Source organism: Roseateles asaccharophilus, from assembly GCF_031458115.1.
In the GTDB taxonomy this organism is placed as follows: Bacteria; Pseudomonadota; Gammaproteobacteria; order Burkholderiales; family Burkholderiaceae_C; genus Pelomonas; species Pelomonas asaccharophilus_A.
The window spans coordinates 79,363-94,013 of sequence record NZ_JAVDXV010000003.1 but is presented as its reverse complement, the minus strand read 5'-3'; the positions used below and the strand labels follow the sequence as shown (position 1 = coordinate 94,013).

At 68.8% G+C, this 14,651-nt stretch carries 12 protein-coding genes; 6 read left to right on the top strand and 6 right to left on the bottom strand.

The annotated features are described in order from the left end of the window. Positions 1-86 precede the first annotated feature (86 nt). The 3 genes from J2X21_RS08845 to J2X21_RS08835 form a co-directional block, all read right to left on the bottom strand. Positions 87-2,363 (bottom strand): YgiQ family radical SAM protein, encoded by a 2,277-nt coding sequence (locus J2X21_RS08845; RefSeq protein ID WP_310327435.1) that lies wholly within the window; start codon positions 2,361-2,363, stop codon positions 87-89. 81 nt (positions 2,364-2,444) lie between these two features. Then, positions 2,445-2,660 carry a cold-shock protein gene (locus J2X21_RS08840; protein WP_310327433.1) on the bottom strand — a complete coding sequence of 72 codons (216 nt, stop codon included), beginning with the start codon at positions 2,658-2,660 and terminating at the stop codon, positions 2,445-2,447. A gap of 134 nt (positions 2,661-2,794) precedes the next feature. Continuing rightward, entirely contained in the window at positions 2,795-3,010 is a 216-nt protein-coding gene (locus tag J2X21_RS08835; RefSeq protein ID WP_310327430.1) for a (2Fe-2S)-binding protein, read from the bottom strand. 114 nt (positions 3,011-3,124) lie between these two features. Here J2X21_RS08835 and bfr point away from each other — a divergent pair, with 114 nt between their 5' ends. Beyond that, positions 3,125-3,601: a bacterioferritin gene (bfr, locus tag J2X21_RS08830; RefSeq protein WP_310327428.1), complete on the top strand. Its 477-nt coding sequence runs from the start codon at positions 3,125-3,127 to the stop codon at positions 3,599-3,601. 49 nt (positions 3,602-3,650) lie between these two features. Here the strand turns inward: bfr and J2X21_RS08825 are convergent, their stop codons facing one another. Both J2X21_RS08825 and J2X21_RS08820 read right to left on the bottom strand, forming a co-directional pair. Beyond that, the gene (locus J2X21_RS08825; RefSeq protein ID WP_310327426.1) at positions 3,651-4,124 is read right to left on the bottom strand and encodes a cyanophycin metabolism-associated DUF1854 family protein; all 474 of its coding nucleotides are present in this window, start codon (positions 4,122-4,124) and stop codon (positions 3,651-3,653) included. Continuing rightward, complete coding sequence (locus J2X21_RS08820; protein WP_404666522.1) at positions 4,121-6,376, bottom strand: cyanophycin metabolism-associated ABC transporter; 2,256 nt, start codon at positions 6,374-6,376, stop codon at positions 4,121-4,123. Before J2X21_RS08820 ends, J2X21_RS08825 begins: the two co-directional genes overlap by 4 nt. Before the next feature lie 90 nt (positions 6,377-6,466). Here J2X21_RS08820 and J2X21_RS08815 point away from each other — a divergent pair, with 90 nt between their 5' ends. From J2X21_RS08815 to J2X21_RS08805, 3 genes are all read left to right on the top strand, one after another. Beyond that, positions 6,467-8,641 carry a cyanophycin synthetase gene (locus J2X21_RS08815; RefSeq protein ID WP_310327422.1) on the top strand — a complete coding sequence of 725 codons (2,175 nt, stop codon included), beginning with the start codon at positions 6,467-6,469 and terminating at the stop codon, positions 8,639-8,641. Positions 8,642-8,919: 278 nt separating this feature from the next. Next, complete coding sequence (gene cphA / locus J2X21_RS08810) at positions 8,920-11,481, top strand: cyanophycin synthetase (protein ID WP_310327420.1); 2,562 nt, start codon at positions 8,920-8,922, stop codon at positions 11,479-11,481. A 64-nt stretch (positions 11,482-11,545) separates the two neighbouring features. After that, positions 11,546-11,791, top strand: a complete 246-nt coding sequence (locus J2X21_RS08805; protein ID WP_310327418.1) for a hypothetical protein — start codon at positions 11,546-11,548, stop codon at positions 11,789-11,791. 120 nt (positions 11,792-11,911) lie between these two features. Here the strand turns inward: J2X21_RS08805 and J2X21_RS08800 are convergent, their stop codons facing one another. Next, positions 11,912-12,658 carry a substrate-binding periplasmic protein gene (locus J2X21_RS08800; protein ID WP_310327416.1) on the bottom strand — a complete coding sequence of 249 codons (747 nt, stop codon included), beginning with the start codon at positions 12,656-12,658 and terminating at the stop codon, positions 11,912-11,914. A gap of 108 nt (positions 12,659-12,766) precedes the next feature. Here J2X21_RS08800 and J2X21_RS08795 point away from each other — a divergent pair, with 108 nt between their 5' ends. Both J2X21_RS08795 and J2X21_RS08790 read left to right on the top strand, forming a co-directional pair. Next, positions 12,767-13,780, top strand: coding sequence for an MBL fold metallo-hydrolase (locus J2X21_RS08795; protein WP_310327414.1), 1,014 nt, complete (start codon positions 12,767-12,769; stop codon positions 13,778-13,780). Positions 13,781-13,839: 59 nt separating this feature from the next. Then, a complete protein-coding gene (locus tag J2X21_RS08790; protein WP_310327412.1) occupies positions 13,840-14,637 on the top strand; it encodes an alpha/beta hydrolase in 798 nt (265 codons plus the stop codon). The last annotated feature ends 14 nt before the right edge of the window (positions 14,638-14,651 follow it).

The following is a 14,651-nucleotide window of genomic DNA, read 5'->3' as shown; positions in this document are numbered from 1 at the left end:
CAGCCCCGCCGTTCAAGAGCCGCAAGCGTACGGCATCCGCGCAGCCATAGCCACGAAAAGCACGGGCAAATGTCCCGCAGTACGCCTCAACGCTTACCGGGTTTGCCCGGACGCGAGCCATTGGGACGGCCCGCGCCGGTCACGCGCGGCGGCAGACCGGTGTGCTGAGTCAGCACCTGACCCTTGCGCGGCGTGGCCGCTTTCATCGGCGCGGCCGCCGGCTTGGCGCCGGTGGAGTTCTTGCGCCGAGCGCTCTCGTAGCTGCCGTCCGTGACCGGTTGGTAGGTGGGGATCAGATGATGCTTGCCGTTGCCGATGAGGTCGGCGCGGCCCATGGCCTTCAGCGCCTCGCGCAGCAGCGGCCAGTTGTTGGCGTCGTGATAGCGCAGGAAGGCCTTATGCAGCCGGCGGCGGCGCTCGCCGCGCACGATGTCGACCTTCTCGCCACGGCTCTCGTCGCGGCTGATGCCCTTCAGCGGGTTGCGGCCCGAGTGGTACATCGCCGTGGCCGTGGCCATGGGGCTGGGGTAGAAGGTCTGCACCTGGTCGGCACGGAAGCCGTTCTTCTTCAGCCAGACGGCGAGGTTCATCATGTCCTCGTCGCTGGTGCCGGGATGGGCGGCGATGAAGTACGGGATCAGGTACTGCTTCTTGCCGGCCGCGGCACTCGCCGCCTCGAACATCTGCTTGAAGCGATCATACGTGCCGATGCCCGGCTTCATCATCTTGGACAGCGGCCCGGTCTCGGTGTGCTCGGGCGCGATCTTCAGATAGCCGCCGACGTGGTGCGTGACCAGTTCCTTCACGTATTCGGGCGACTGCACGGCCAGGTCGTAGCGCAGGCCGGAACCGATGAGGATCTTCTTGACGCCCGGCAGCGCGCGCGCGCGGCGGTACATCTTGATCAGCGGGTCGTGGCTGGTGTTCAGGTTCGGGCAGATGCCCGGGTACACGCAGCTGGGCTTGCGGCAGGCGGCCTCGATCTCGGGGCTCTTGCAGCCGATGCGGTACATGTTGGCCGTGGGGCCGCCCAGGTCCGACACGATGCCGGTGAAGCCCTTGACCTTGTCACGCATCTCCTCGATCTCGCGGATCACGGAGTCTTCGCTGCGGCTCTGGATGATGCGGCCCTCATGCTCGGTGATGGAGCAGAAGGTGCAGCCGCCGAAGCAGCCGCGCATGATGTTCACGCTGAAGCGGATCATCTCCCACGCGGGAATCTTGGTCGCGTGGTCGTGGCTGCCGTTCTCGTCGGCGTAGCTGGGGTGCGGTGCGCGGGCGTACGGCAGGTCGAACACGTGGTCCATCTCCGGCGTCGTCAGCGGGATGGGCGGCGGGTTGATCCAGAGGTCGCGCTCGCCGTGGCGCTGCACCAGCGCGCGGGCGTTGCCGGGGTTGGTCTCCAGGTGCAGCACGCGGTTGGCGTGTGCGTAGAGCACCGGATCGCTCTTGACCGTCTCGTAGGCCGGCAGACGCACGACGGTGCGCTCGCGCGGCGGCATCGCGATGCGGCCGGTCTTGTGGATCTTGATCGGCTTGGGTGCGTCGGGCTCGTCCTTGGTCGCGCAGCTGTTGTCCTGCGGGATTTCCTGGTACGGGCTTATCAGCTCGTCGATGCGGCCGGGGCGGTCCACCTCGGTCGAGTCAAGCTCGAACCAGCCGTCGGCCGACGGGTCGCCGTCGCGGCGCATGAAGGCCGTGCCGCGCACGTCGGTCAGCGCCTCGATGGGTTCGCGGCGCGCCAGTCGGTGGGCGATCTCGACGATGGCGCGCTCGGCATTGCCGTAGACCAGCAGGTCGGCCTTGCTGTCCACCAGCACCGAGCGGCGCACCTTGTCCTGCCAGTAGTCGTAATGCGCGATGCGGCGCAGCGAGGCCTCGATGCCGCCGATGACGATGGGAACGTCCTTGAACGCCTCCTGGCAGCGCTGCGTGTAGACCAGCGTCGCGCGGTCGGGGCGCTTGCCGCCCTCGCCGCCCGGCGTGTAGGCGTCGTCGCTGCGGATTTTTCGATCAGCCGTGTAGCGGTTGATCATGGAATCCATGTTGCCGGCCGCGACGCCGAAGAACAGGTTGGGCTTGCCCAGAACCTTGAACGCGTCGACGCTGTTCCAGTCCGGCTGCGCAATGATGCCCACGCGGAAGCCCTGGGCCTCCAGCGTGCGGCCGATGACGGCCATGCCGAAACTGGCGTGGTCGACGTAGGCATCGCCCGTGACGATGATGATGTCGCAGGAATCCCAGCCGAGCTGCTCCATCTCCTGCCGGCTCATGGGCAGGAAGGGCGCGGGGCCGAAACGCTTCGCCCAGAACGGGCGATAAGCGGTCAGCGCCTTCGGAACAGTGACGGGCAGGGCAGACATAGCCATCAATTGTCGTTGGACCGGCTCAGAAAAGCACAAAGCCCGCTCGATGAGCGGGCTCAGCGGCAGAGCCGGCGTGAATTAGACCGCGCGGATGTTCGCGGCTTGCAGGCCCTTGGGGCCCTGCTTCACTTCGAATTCCACCTGGGCGCCTTCGGCGAGCGTGCGGAAGCCGCCGTTGTTCTTGATCTCGCTGTGGTGGGCGAACAGATCCTTGCTGCCGTCGGCGGGGGTGATGAAGCCGTAGCCCTTGCCGTCGTCAAACCACTTGACGATGCCGGTCTGCTGGGTGCTCATGAAGTCTTTTCCTCAGGTTTCGTTCTGGAAGTCCCACCGCTCAGCAGCTGCGGGAAACACAACGACCTCGGGGCTCGGACAACAAAAAAATGGCGCCATTGCCTGGCGCCTGGGCGTGATTCTAGCTGGGACGCTCAGGCGGCAATCAGCGCATGGATGGCAATCGTCTTGCCACGGGGGCCAGCGGCGACGCGGCTCTCCTCGAACACCTCGCAGGCGCAGTCGTGGCAGGCACCACAGGCCGTGGCGACGCGCAGGTCATCCTGCAAGGCCTCAAAGCTCGGGCAGCCCGACGACGCCGCAATGGCGATGTCGCGGTCGGAGACGCGGTGGCAGACACAGACGATCATGGTGATGCGCAGTCTAATGCGAATCGGTCTCATTTGCAGAAAAACCGGTTTTGATCAAGGGCTTTCACTGGGGATACTGCGGCAACTCTTCACGAACACAACAAGGAGGCCTCCATGAAAGGCGACCCGCAAGTCATTGCTCACCTGAACGCACAGCTCAAGCTCGAACTGACCGCCATCAACCAGTATTTCCTGCATGCCCGCATGCTGAAGAACTGGGGCCTGATGAAGATGGCCAAGCACGAATACGAGGAGTCCATTGAGGAAATGAAGCACGCCGACAAGCTCATCGAGCGCGTGCTGACGCTGGACGGCCTGCCCAACCTGCAGGACCTGGGCAAGCTCTACATCGGCGAGGACGCCGTCGAGACGATGAAGTGCGACCTCATCATCGAGAAAGCCTCGCACGTGCACCTGAAGGAAGCCGTGGCCTACTGCGAAAGCGTGCGCGACTTCGTGTCCCGCGAGCTGTTCGTGCAGATCCTCGACGACACCGAGGAGCACATCGACCATCTGGAAACCCAGCTGGGTCTGGTCGATACCGTCGGCGCGCAGAACTACCTGCAGTCGCAAATGGGCGAAGCCGGCTGAGGCCGAACGCCCCCTTGAAAAGGCCGCCACCGTGCGGCCTTTGTCGTTTCTAGAGGAAGCGTTCCAGCAGCTTCTTGGACGCCTTGTCCAGCGCCCAGCGGTCCGGCACGTTCAGCTGCAGCCCATGCGTGGACGTGATCAGCAACCGGCCCTCGTCGAGCCGGCGGATGTCTTCCTCGCTCTTCAGCACGAAGTCCACCTCGCCGCGGTCCGTCTCGATGCGCCAGGTACTGGGCGTGCCGAAGGTGTTGACCGAGATCAGCCGCAGCAGCGTCGGGTGGAACTCGCGCGCGGCCAGTTCGGCCTCCAGCAGTTCGCGCGGGCCATCCGGCAGTGCGGACAGGCGCTCCACCCAGGCCAGCTCGTGGCCATGGCTGCCCACCAGGCTCAGGCCTTCGTCGGGCGCCGAGATCGGATGGGCGCGCACAGGCGTCACGCCGGCATGCACGGTGCCGTTCAGGTCGGTCAGCTGCAGCTTGCCGTGAGCGTCCAGCTGCAGGTCGCGGAAGGGCAGTTCGCTCATGCGTTCACCGTGTGGGCATTGGGGTTGGGCGCGACGACCATCAGGCCGCCGTCGTCGCCGGCCTCGGCATCGACACGCCGGGCCTGCGCCTCCCACAGCCGCCAGTAGTGGCCTTGCTGGTCGATCAGCTTATCGTGCGGGCCCAGTTCGACGATCTCGCCGCGATCCATGACTACCAGCCGGTCGGCCTTGCGCAGCGTGCTCAGCCGGTGGGCGATGGCGATGGTGGTGCGGCCCTTCACGAGGTTGTCCAGCGCGCGCTGGATTTCCTTCTCGGTCTCGGTGTCGACGGCCGACGTGGCTTCGTCCAGGATCAGGATGGCCGGGTCGATCAGCAGCGCACGCGCGATGGAGATGCGCTGACGCTCGCCGCCCGACAAGCCCTGGCCGCGCTCGCCGACGAGGCTGTCGTAGCCATGCGGCAGGCGCAGGATGAACTCGTGCGCATGGGCCGCGCGCGCGGCGGCAACGATCTCGTCGCGCGTGGCGTCGGGCTTGCCGTAGGCGATGTTCTCGGCGATGGTGCCGAAGAACAGGAAGGGCTCCTGCAGCACCAGGCCGATGTGGCGGCGGTAGTCGCTCACCTTGATGCGGCGCAGGTCCACGCCGTCGACGCGGATGGAACCCTCGGTCACGTCGTAGAACCTGCAGATCAGGTTCACCAGCGTGCTCTTGCCGGACCCGCTGTGCCCCACCAGGCCCACCATCTCGCCCGGGCGGATGTCCAGGTTCAGGCTGCGGATGACCGAGCGCGATCCGTAGCGGAAGTTGACGCCCTGCATTGAGATGGCGCCCGTCACGTTCTCGAACGGCTGCGGGTTGACTGGGTCGGGCACGTTGGAGACGTGGTCGAGGATGTCGAAGATGCGCTTGGCGCCGGCTGCGGCCTTCTGCGTGACGGACACGATGCGGCTCATGGAATCCAGCCGCGCGTAGAAGCGGCCGATGTAGGCCAGGAAGGCCGTCAGCACGCCCACGGTGATGCTCTGGTGCGCGATCAGCCAGATGCCGACGCCCCACACCACCAGCAGGCCCATCTCGGTCAGCAGCGCGACGCTGGGCGTGAACAGGCTCCAGGTCTTGTTCAGCCGGTCGTTGACGTGCAGGTTGTTGGCATTGGCCTCCTTGAAGCGCTTGGCCTCGCGCCGCTCCTGGGCAAAGGCCTTGACGACGCGGATGCCGGGGATGGTGTCGGCCAGGATGTTGGTGACCTCGCCCCACACGCGGTCGATCTTCTCGAAGCCGGTGCGCAGCCGGTCGCGCACGAGGTGGATCAGCCACGCGATGAAGGGCAGCGGCACGAGGGTCGCCAGCGCCAGGCCGGGGTGGATGCTGAACAGGATGATGGCCGTCATGCCCAGCATCAGCACGTCGGTGATGAAGTCCAGCGCGTGCAGGCTCAGGAACACGCTGATGCGGTCGGTCTCGGAGCCGATGCGCGCCATCAGGTCGCCGGTGCGCTTGTTGCCGAAGTACTCCAGCGACAGGCCCAGCAGGTGTTCGAAGGTGGCCGTGCGCAGGTCGGCGGCGATACGTTCCGACACCAAAGCCAACAAATACGTCTTGGCCCAGCCCAGCACCCAGGACACCAGCGCCGCGCCCAGCAGGCCGCTGAGCAGCAGCGTGACGAGGCTGGTATCAATGGCCTGGCCGTTCTGGAACGGGATCAGCACCCGGTCCATCAGCGGCATCGTCAGGTAGGGCGACACCAGCGTGGCGCCGGTGGCACCCAGCATCAGCGCAAAGCCCAGCAAGAGCTGGCCCTGGTAGGGCCGCGCAAAGCGCCACAGCCGCAGCAGCACCCAGGTGCTGGGTGGTGCGCTGGCCTCGCCGAAATCGAAGTCGGACTCCTCGCCCTCCTCGTCCTCGTCGCGCACCACATGGCCCGACAGGCGCTGCACCTCGCGGTCGAAGGCGTCCACGAAGCGCACGGCCTGCGGGTTGCAAGCCAGCGTGAAACGCCAGCGCGCGAGGCGCCGCTGCGCGTCGAACAGCTCCATGAAGGCCAAGCCGCCGTGGTCGCTGAGGCGCAGGCTCTGGCCCAGCGCCAGCGGGAACTCGCTCCAGCTGCCGCTGCCCGGTTCGAGCGCCAGCACCCGTGAATTCGTCAGCGCGATCAGGCCGCGGGCGAAGCGGCCCTGCTCGTCCAGGTCAACCTCCAGCGCAGCCACCACGTTCTCGCCAGCCATGAGCCGGCCCTGCAGGGCGGCGTTGTGTGGATGGGGCGCTTCGACGGGAGGAAGGTCTTGCATTTAGTTGTTGAGTCGACAGGCTGCGGGGCATTCTCCGCTATGACTGGGCGCACAATGTCCCGCGCTGTCCCAGCGCCAATTCCCTATCCCATGAGCAAGAAGAACGACATCCGTCTGCTGCGCATCAACTACCTGCGCGGCCCCAACATGTGGACCTACCGGCCGGTGCTGGAGGTCTGGCTGGACCTGGGAGAGCTGGAGGACTTCCCCTCCAACCTGCTGCCGGGCTTCAACGACCGCCTGACGACCGCCCTGCCCGCGCTGATCGAGCACCACTGCGGCGTGGGCGAGCGCGGCGGCTTCATCGAGCGCCTGCGCGACGGCACCTGGATGGGGCATGTGCTGGAGCACATCGTCATCGAGCTGCTGAACCTGGCCGGCATGCCCACGGGTTTCGGCCAGACGCGCAGCACCAGCCAGCGCGGCGTCTACCGCATGGTGTTCCGGGCGCGTGACGAACAGGTCGCCCGGGCGGCTCTGGCTGAGGGTCATGCGTTGATCATGGCCATGATCAACGACGCGGCATTCGACGTGCCCGCCGCTGTCGCCCGTGTGCGTGACAAGCTGGACGACTGCTACCTTGGCCCGTCCACGGCCGCCATCGTCGCCGCCGCGACCGACCGCCGCATCCCGCACATCCGCCTGAACGACGGCAACCTGGTGCAACTGGGCCACGGCCAGCGCCAGCGCCGCATCTGGACGGCCGAGACCGACATGACCAGCGCCATCGCCGAAGGCATTGCCGGCGACAAGGACCTGACCAAGACGCTGCTGAAGGCCGTGGGCGTGCCGGTGCCGGACGGCCAGGAGGTGAAGAGCGCCGCGGAAGCCTGGGAAGCCGCGCAGGACATCGGCCTGCCCGTCGTCATCAAGCCCAGCGACGGCAACCACGGTCGCGGCGTCACGCTGGACATCGCCAACGAGACCGACTGCGCCGCCGCCTTCAAGCTGGCCGACGAGGAAGGCTCGTCGGTGCTGGTGGAGAGCTACATCCGCGGCAACGAGCACCGCGTGCTGGTCGTCGGCGGCCAGGTCGTTGCGGCAGCACGTGGTGAAGCCGCCTGGGTGCATGGCGACGGCACGCACACCGTGGCCCAGCTGATCGACCTGCAGATCAACACCGACCCGCGCCGCGGCCTGACCGAGGACTTCCCGCTCAACAAGATCCTGCTGGGCGAAGACCCCGTCGTGCTGCTGGACCTGCAGCGCCAGGGCTTCGCGCCCGAAGCCGTGCCGCCCGCCGGCAAGGCCGTGCTGATCCAGCGCAACGGCAACGTCGCCATCGACTGCACGGCCGAGGTCCACCCCGAGGTCGCGCACGCCGTGTCGCTGGCCGCGCGCACCGTGGGCCTGGACATCGCCGGCGTGGACCTGGTCACCGAAGACATCGCCAAGCCACTGAGCGAGACCGGCGGCGCCATCGTCGAGGTCAATGCCGGCCCCGGCCTGCTGATGCACCTGAAGCCGGCCGGCGGCGCACCGCAGCCGGTGGGCCAGGCCATCATCGACCACCTGTTCGCCGAGGACGAGACCGGCCGCATCCCCATCGTCGGCATCGCCGGCTCGCAGGGCGGCCGCCAGATCGCGCGCCTGGTCGCGTGGCTGCTGCACCTGAACGGCCGCCACGTGGGCCTGGCCTGCCGCGACGGCCTGTTCCTGGGCACGCGCCGCGTCGAGAAGGCCAACAGCGCGCGCTGGGATGCCGCCCACCGCCTGCTGATGAACCGCGTCGTCAACGCGGCCGTCATCGAGAACGACCCGGCGTCCATCCTGCGCGACGGCCTGGCCTATGACCGCTGCCAGGTCGGCGTCGTCACCGACCTGGACGGCATTGCCGCGCTGGCCGACTACGACGTGCAGGACAGCGACCAGCTCTACAAGGTGCTGCGCACGCAGGTGGACGTGGTGCTCAGCGAAGGCGCCAGCGTGCTGAATGCGGCCCACGCCCGCCTCGTGGACATGGCCGAGCTGAGCGACGGCGAGGTCGTGTTCTACGCCGAGGACGGCGGCCTGGAAGCCGTGCTGCACCACCGCGACCGCGGCGGCCGCGCCGTGTTCCTGCGCGGCGGCGCCGCCGTGCTGGCGCAAGGCCCGGCCGAGACGCCCGGCGCCAACATCGAAGCCCTGCTGGGCCGCTTCGGCACCGACAAGGCCGACGCCTCCACGCTGCTGGCCGCCGTCGCCACCGCCTGGGCGCTGGGCATCTCGCCCGAGCTGATCGCCGCCGGCCTCGACACCTTCGTCCCCGAACTCCACCTCGCCTGAGCAGGGTCTGTTGACACTATGGCAAGGGGGCGCGTTGTGATCAGAAAGGCCACAGGCAAGGCGCAAATCGCAGCCGGGCTGGTTGCCCGGCGAGGCTTTGCAACGCCGCATGCGGCCTTTCTGATCACAACCCTCCGGGAAGGCCCGCCGCCACGGGCCACTCGTTGTTGCGACACTTGCCCGCACATCAGTGCGGGCAGCGTGCCGCGCCTAGATTGGCCCGTGGCGGCGGGCCTTCGCGCCCCCTTGCCATAGCGTCAACAGACCCTCACAAGAACATGGACGTTTCCCGCACCCGCGCGCTGCGCGGCCCGAACATGTGGAGCCGGCACACGGCCATCGAAGCCGTCGTGCATTGCAACGAGACCGAGCGCTCGCTGGAGCGCCTGCCCGGCTTCGAGGCCAGCCTGCGCCGGCTCTTCCCCACCATCGGCGAACTGCGCTCCGACACCTCGCTGGCCCAGGTGCTGGAGCAGGCCACGCTGGCCCTGCAGGCCCAGGCCGGCTGCCCGGTCACCTTCAGCCAGACGCATGTGACGCCCGAGGCGGGCACCTACCAGATCGTCATCGAGTACAGCGAGGAGGACGTGGGCCGCCTCGCCTTTGAACACGCGGTCAAGCTCATCCAGGCCGCCAAGGAGGGTGGCGAGTTCGACGCCGACGCCGTGCTGGCCGCGTTGCGTGAGCTCGACGAGGACATCCGCCTGGGCCCCTCCACCGGCTCCATCGTCAACGCGGCCATCGCGCGCGGCATTCCGTTCCGCCGCCTGACGCAGGGCAGCCTGGTGCAGTTCGGCTGGGGCGCCAAGCAGCGCCGCATCTGGGCCGCCGAGGTGGATGCGACCAGCGCCGTCAGCGAATCCATCGCGCAGGACAAGGACCTCTGCAAGCGCCTGCTGCAGTCCGCCGGCGTGCCGGTGCCCATCGGCCGCCCGGTCGACTCGCCTGACGACGGCTGGGCCGTCGCGCAGGAGATCGGCCTGCCGGTCGTCGTGAAGCCGCAGGACGGCAACCAGGGCAAGGGCGTGACGGTCAACGTCGTCACGCGCGAGCATTTCGACATCGCCTACAAGGCCGCCGACGAGATCGGCCAGGTCATGGTGGAGAAGTTCCTGCCCGGCGGCGACTACCGCCTGCTGGTCATCGGTGACAAGCTCATCGCCGCCGCGCGCCGCGACCCGCCGCACGTCATCGGCGACGGCCAGTTGACCGTCAAGCAACTGGTCGACAAAGTGAACTCGGACCCGCGCCGCGGTGACGGCCACGCCACGTCGCTGACCAAGATCCGCTTCGACGACATCGCGGTCGCGCGGCTGACGCAGCAAGGCCTGACGCCGGAGTCCGTGCCAGAGAAGGGCCAGCGCGTCATCCTGCGCAACAACGCCAACTTGTCCACCGGCGGCACCGCCACCGACGTGACGGACGACGTGCACCCCGAGGTCGCGGCGCGTGCGATTGCCGCGGCGCAGGTCGTGGGCCTGCATGTCTGCGGCGTGGACGTCGTCGCCGAGAGCGTGCTGCGCCCGCTGGAGGAGATCAACGGCGGCATCGTCGAAGTCAACGCCGCACCGGGCCTGCGCATGCACCTGTCGCCCAGCTACGGCAAGGGCCGCAACGTCGGCGAAGGCATCGTGGGCCACCTGTTCGGCAGCGGCAACAAGGCGGAGGACGGGCGCATCCCGGTCGTCGCCATCACGGGCACCAACGGCAAGACCACGGTGACGCGCCTGATCGCGCACATGTTCGCCAGCTGCGGCCTGAAGGTCGGCATGACCAACACCGACGGCGTCTACGTGGACGGGCGCCAGATCGACAGCGGCGACTGCTCCGGCCCCAAGAGCGCGCGCAACGTGCTGATGCACCCGGACGTGGAAGCCGCCGTGCTGGAAACCGCCCGCGGCGGCATCCTGCGCGAAGGCCTGGGCTTCGACCGCTGCCAGGTGGCCGTCGTCACCAACGTCGGCGAGGGCGACCACCTCGGCATGAACTTCCTGCACACCGCGGAAGACCTGGTGCTGGTCAAGCGCGTCATCGTGCAGAACGTGGCGCCCAACGGCTTCGCGGTGCTGAATGCGGCCGACCCGCTGACGGCCAACATGGCGGCCGTGTGCCCCGGCCAGGTCATTTATTTCGCCGTGGACCGCCACCACCCGCTGATGGCCACGCACCGCGCGCAGGGCAAGCGCTGCGTCTACGTGGACGGCGACCAACTCGTCGCCGCGCAAGGCGTGTGGCGCGAGAGCATCCCGCTGCGCGACATTCCGCTGACGCGCAACGGCGTCATCGGCTTCCAGGTCGAAAACGCGATGGCTGCCGTCGCCGCCGCCTGGGGCGTGGGGCTGGACTGGGACACCATCCGCCGCGGCGTGGGCAGCTTCGCCAACGATGCCGACAACGCGCCCGGCCGCTTCAACGTGATGGACTATCGCGGCGCGACGGTCATCGCCGACTACGGCCACAACGGCGACGCGATGAAGGCGCTGGTCGGTGCCATCGCCGCGATGCCCGCCAACAAGCGCAGCGTCGTCATCAGCGGCGCGGGCGACCGGCGCGACGAGGACATCCGCGTGCAGACCGAGATCCTCGGCGCCGCGTTTGACGACGTCATCCTCTACGAAGACGCCTGCCAGCGCGGCCGCCAGGCCGGCGAGGTCGTCGCGCTGCTGCGATCGGGGCTGGAAGGCGCCACGCGCACGACGCACATCGAAGAGATCGTCGGCGAGTTCACGGCCATCGACCGCGCGCTGTCGCGCCTGCAGCCGGGCGACCTGTGCCTGGTGCTCGTCGACCAGGTCGAGGAAGCGCTGGCGCATCTGGCCAAGCGCATCGCTGAAGGCTGATCAGCTTCTTGAGCACTTGAACGGCCCGCCACTGCGCGGGCCGTTTCACATGCATGCTTCTCGCATGAAGCTGAAGAAGGCCCTGCGCGCCCTCTCCCTGCTCGCCCCGGCGGCGTTCGCCAAGGTGCCACCGCTGGAAGTGGCAAACCCGGACAAGCTGCTGAACATCGTCCCCAAGCTGCCCGCCTTGCCCGCGGCCAAGCCGCCCGCAGCAGCCGACAGACGGCCTACCTGCTCTTCCACTTCAAGGACGAAACGCACGACATCCACTTCGCCACGTCGCCCGACGGCTTCACGTTCACCGACGTGAACGGCGGCCAGCCCATCTTCCTGGGCCGCGTGCTGGCCGAGCAGAAAGGCGTGCGCGACCGCACCTGATGCGCGGGCCCGACGGCGCGTTCTGCGCCTGTTGGCACTACGGGAGCAGGCCCTACTGATACCGCGCCAGCAAGCGGTTCAGTTCGCCATCGGCCACCAGGCCCTGGATGGCCGTGTTCAACGCGTTGACGTCTATCGGTGCGGTGGGCGACAGCGCGCACTGCGCCAGCACCTCGGACACCACCAGCGGCGGATGCAGCGCCAGGCGCACCGCGCCCATGCGCTGCTGATAGCCCAGCGCACGCCGGCCGGTCAGCGCATGGCTGACGCGGCCGCGCTGCAGCTTCTGCAGGTTGGTGGCCGCATCGGGCGCGTCGTCGCGCTTGAAGCCATCACGCAGCGCCTCCGACATCTCCGGATAGACATAGCCGCGCACCGTGCCCACCGGCTGGCCGGCCAGCGCCGACAGCCCGGCGGGCGCCGGCGCCGTGGCGGCACTGACGAGCAGCGCCTGGTCCGGAATGAAGGGGCGGCTCCACGCGAAGCTGCCGGGCACCCACTCGCTCAGGTAGTCGCACAGCAGGTCGCCCTCGCCGCGCTGCAAGGCCTCGGCCAGGCGCTTGCGCGGCACCGGCTTGGCGACGAGTTCGCGGCCCAGCCGGCGCGCCAGCGCGCGGCCCAGGTCCAGGTGCAGCCCCTCGACGACGCGGTCGCCCTCGACGCGCGCCTGGGGCATCTGCGCGCTGGTGTCGATCAGCAGCACCAGCGGCGGTGGCGCCGCCGCGCAGACGAACGAAGCCAGCAGCGCCACCGCGCCGCACAGCCTGCCCACCCGCCGTCGAAACCCTGTCTGCGTCATCGGTGCGCATCATGCCGCCCGGCGCCGGGTTGCGCCCGTGTCGGGTCATGGGCACGCCGTGACCGGCGCACGAAAATGCGGGCGCCATCCCCCGACTGAAGGTGTCTCTTGAGCCGACCCAGCCATCACCGCGACGACGGTTTCCAGAACAACGACGCGGATTTCCAGCCCAAGTCGCTGGCCGACGTGCTGCGCTGGCGCTGGAACGCGTCGCGCCTGGGCCTGCCGCCGCGGCCGCAGGCCCCCATCCCGACGCAGGCCCCCGACCTGGCCTTCATCCGCGCCAACGCGGGCCCTGCCCAGCAGCCGGCCGTGACCTGGGTGGGCCACGCCACCGTGCTCGCGCAGCTGGGCGGACTCAGCCTGCTGACCGACCCCATCTTCTCGGAGCGCGCGTCGCCGTTCAGCTTCGCCGGCCCGAAGCGCGAGCAGCCCCCCGGCGTGGCGCTGCGCGAACTGCCACACGTCGACGCCGTGCTGGTCTCGCACAACCACTACGACCACCTGGACCTGCCGTCCTGCCGTGCGCTCAGCCGCCAGCCCGGCGGCTCGCCGCTGTACGTCGTGCCGCTGGGCCTTAAAGCCTGGTTCGAGGCGCGCGGCATCCGCCGCGTCGTGGAGCTGGACTGGTGGCAGGAGACCCGGCTGGACGGCGTCGACATCGCGCTGGTACCCGCCCGCCACTGGTCGGCGCGCGGGCTGAACGACCGCATGAAGACGCTGTGGGGCGGCTTCGCGGTGTTCGCGCCGGACTGCCAGCTGTTCTTCGCCGGCGACACCGGCTATTCGCGCGATTTCGCCGACATCCGCGCCCGCTACGCCGAGCGGCAACGCGAAGGCGGCTTTGACATCGCGCTGATCCCCATCGGCGCCTACGAGCCACGCTGGTTCATGGCCGACCAGCACGTCAACGTCGAGGAGGCGCTGAAGATGCATGCGGACCTGGGCGCCAAGCGCTCGCTGGGCGTGCACTGGGGCACGTTCGAACTGACGGACGAGCCCCTGGACGAGCCGCCGCGGCAGCTGGCCCGCCAGCGCGCCGAGCTGGGCCTGGCCGACGACGCCTTCTTCACGCTGGCCGTTGGCGGCACGCGCCGCCTCGCGCGCAGGGCTGGTGGGTGACAAACGCCCGGCGTGCGGTCCTACGCGGGGCGCCCGCAGCGGCGCGCACGATGCTGCGCATGCTGCTGACCTTGATGGGCCTCGTCGCCACCGCCTACCTCGCGCTGCTGGGCGCGCTGTGGTGGGGCCAGGAGCGGCTGCTGTTCGTGCCCGAGTCGCTGCCGGCCAGCCACAGCTTCGACTTCGGCCCCGACGTGCATGAGGTCGACATCGCCCGACCGGACGGCACGCGGTTGCACGCGCTGCACCTGCGGCTGCCGGCACCGCGCGGCGTCGTCTTCTATCTGCACGGCAATGCCGGCAACCTGCAGACCTGGTTTGGCCACGCCGACTTCTACCGACAGGCCGGCTACGACCTCTTCATGCTGGACTACCGCGGCTACGGCAAAAGCGGCGGACGCATCAGCAGCGAGGTCGAGCTGCGCGACGACGCCCGCGCGGCCTGGCAGCAGATCGCATCGCAGTACGCCGGCAAGACCCGCGTCATCGCCGGCCGCTCACTGGGCACAGGGCTGGCCGCCGGGCTGGCCGCCGAGGTCAGGCCGGAGCTGACCGTGCTGATCTCGCCCTATCGCAGCATGACGGCGCTGGCCGCCCAGCACTACCCGTGGGTGCCTGGCGCGCTGCTGCGCTATCCGCTGGACACCGAGGCGCTGGCGCCTCAGCTGACCGGCCCCAGCCTGCTGCTGCACGGCGACCAGGACACGCTGATCCCTTCCGCCCACAGCGAGGCGCTGCGGGAGAAGCTGCCACAGGCGCGCTATGTGACCGTGGCTGGGGCGGGCCACGGCGATGTGCAAGAGTTCCCGGCCTATCTGCAGGCGGTGCGCGAGGCGTTGGACGCCGCCGCGCGCTGAGCCGGCATCAAGGG

What these genes read in the sequence shown, in the direction of transcription:
- J2X21_RS08845 (WP_310327435.1), bottom strand. Translation starts at nt 2,363, where the DNA reads ATGTCTGCCCTGCCCGTCACTGTTCCGAAGGCGCTGACCGCTTATCGC.
- J2X21_RS08840 (WP_310327433.1), bottom strand. Translation starts at nt 2,660, where the DNA reads ATGAGCACCCAGCAGACCGGCATCGTCAAGTGGTTTGACGACGGCAAG.
- J2X21_RS08835 (WP_310327430.1), bottom strand. Translation starts at nt 3,010, where the DNA reads ATGATCGTCTGTGTCTGCCACCGCGTCTCCGACCGCGACATCGCCATT.
- bfr (WP_310327428.1), top strand. Translation starts at nt 3,125, where the DNA reads ATGAAAGGCGACCCGCAAGTCATTGCTCACCTGAACGCACAGCTCAAG.
- J2X21_RS08825 (WP_310327426.1), bottom strand. Translation starts at nt 4,124, where the DNA reads ATGAGCGAACTGCCCTTCCGCGACCTGCAGCTGGACGCTCACGGCAAG.
- J2X21_RS08820 (WP_404666522.1), bottom strand. Translation starts at nt 6,376, where the DNA reads ATGCAAGACCTTCCTCCCGTCGAAGCGCCCCATCCACACAACGCCGCC.
- J2X21_RS08815 (WP_310327422.1), top strand. Translation starts at nt 6,467, where the DNA reads ATGAGCAAGAAGAACGACATCCGTCTGCTGCGCATCAACTACCTGCGC.
- cphA (WP_310327420.1), top strand. Translation starts at nt 8,920, where the DNA reads ATGGACGTTTCCCGCACCCGCGCGCTGCGCGGCCCGAACATGTGGAGC.
- J2X21_RS08805 (WP_310327418.1), top strand. Translation starts at nt 11,546, where the DNA reads ATGAAGCTGAAGAAGGCCCTGCGCGCCCTCTCCCTGCTCGCCCCGGCG.
- J2X21_RS08800 (WP_310327416.1), bottom strand. Translation starts at nt 12,658, where the DNA reads ATGACGCAGACAGGGTTTCGACGGCGGGTGGGCAGGCTGTGCGGCGCG.
- J2X21_RS08790 (WP_310327412.1), top strand. Translation starts at nt 13,840, where the DNA reads ATGCTGCTGACCTTGATGGGCCTCGTCGCCACCGCCTACCTCGCGCTG.